Annotated in this window: 1 protein-coding gene; it reads right to left on the bottom strand. The window is 27.8% G+C overall.

Annotation, left to right across the window (positions count from 1 at the left end):
• Positions 1–106: 106 nt before the first annotated feature.
• The gene (locus H601_RS0112960) at positions 107–1,315 is read right to left on the bottom strand and encodes a hypothetical protein (protein WP_026711884.1); all 1,209 of its coding nucleotides are present in this window, start codon (positions 1,313–1,315) and stop codon (positions 107–109) included.
• Between the last annotated feature and the right edge of the window lie 231 nt (positions 1,316–1,546).

Below are 1,546 nucleotides of genomic sequence, written 5' to 3'. Positions count from 1 at the left end.
CATCTCTTTGCGAACCGCCGAGTACGTGACCCGTATGCTCGGTGGTGTGAGAGGCTCTCCCTGCTAGTTTCTAGTGGGGCAGTCTACTCGATTGGCAGAAGTATTTTTATTTTTTAAAGTTAATTTTCATTGGATTTACTAACGGTGGAATTAATATGAAATCAAATCTTTCAAGTTCTTTCCTTAATTCCGAATTTATTTTAATTTTTTCTGTGTAACAATAATTTAATAATTCATCATTATCTATTAAAATCCATTCTTCCATATTTCCTTTTTCCAAAACTATGTTTATCGGATTTTCTTCGGTTAAATCGTCTTTAATTTCATTATCTTCCATATAAAATCTTGGCATACATTTTATAGAAGTAGATTTTGTTTGGTTAAAGTGAGATAATTCTTTAATCATATTTCCTAAATCATAATAACCAAAATTATTCATTCCATTCGATAAATGAACCGCTCCCATTTTTACAAACATTTTGGGTAAATCATCTTTTTTTGTTGCTGATTTATAATTTTTGCTAAAATTAGTTTTCATATTTTGTATTCTTTGAAGCCAACCATTTTGATACAAACCTTTTTCATTTTGCAAATAAATATTCCAAGATATTTTTAAGTCTGAAATTATTTTTTGTACGGCAACATTCTTTTTGTCAGTTAATTCAAAAAATGTATTTATTTCTTTTGAATTAATGTATTTTTCAAATATTTTGTGTTTTGAGTCTTTCCAATATTCTTTAAATTCGGCAAGCATAAATTTAGAAGCATTCTCATATGCTGGTAAAATATTTTTTCTGTTTTTTGATAATTCTAAAATCTCGTCAAATAAGAAGAATTGAGCAGTTTGATATTCTTGGTCAATTCCTAAAATTTGAAAGTTATTTTTCAACGCAGTCTTTAAGAATTGTTCATCTTCTTTTCCATCAAAAAAAGGAATAGGGATTTCTCCAGTTAAATCGTTATACTTTGTATTGAAATCAAATAATTGTCCTTTATTTTGAATCTCTGAAACTAATTTTTTAGCACTATTTGGACCAATTTCTGCAACAAAATATTTAAAGTTATTTTTAGAAAGTAATGGAATTAAACTATTTGTAAATAATGATATTTCAGAGGCGAAATGTTGTTCTCCTAACAATATAAACTGGCTTTCTGAAATTTTATTATTAAGAATTTCATAACCATTTCCAACTATTTTGTCATTTTCAATTTTGAATTTGTAGCAAAATTTATCTATGTCGGTTGAAACTAATTCTTTTTGAGAATAAACTAATGAAGAGAATAAAATTAATAACAAAGAAAAGGTTTGTTTCATTTACGTTTTTTTTAATATTTCTGCCAACGGATTGCAGCTTGGCTTTGTTGCCACTAAATTAACCTAAACTTTTGATTAATAACTAAAGATTATGACACAAAAAAAACATTCAGATAATCCCGAAACTGGCAATAGAGCCAAACTGCTGTGTGTGCCCTGCATCCGCAGGACACACCCCGAAAGCTTTTCAAATAGTTCAAAAATACAAATTTGGATTACAAAAACTAATTT

It is taken from the genome of Flavobacterium filum DSM 17961 (assembly GCF_000425465.1).
In the GTDB taxonomy this organism is placed as follows: domain Bacteria; phylum Bacteroidota; class Bacteroidia; order Flavobacteriales; family Flavobacteriaceae; genus Flavobacterium; species Flavobacterium filum.
The sequence above is the reverse complement of the archived record's forward strand: the minus strand, read 5'-3'. Positions and strand labels throughout refer to the sequence as shown.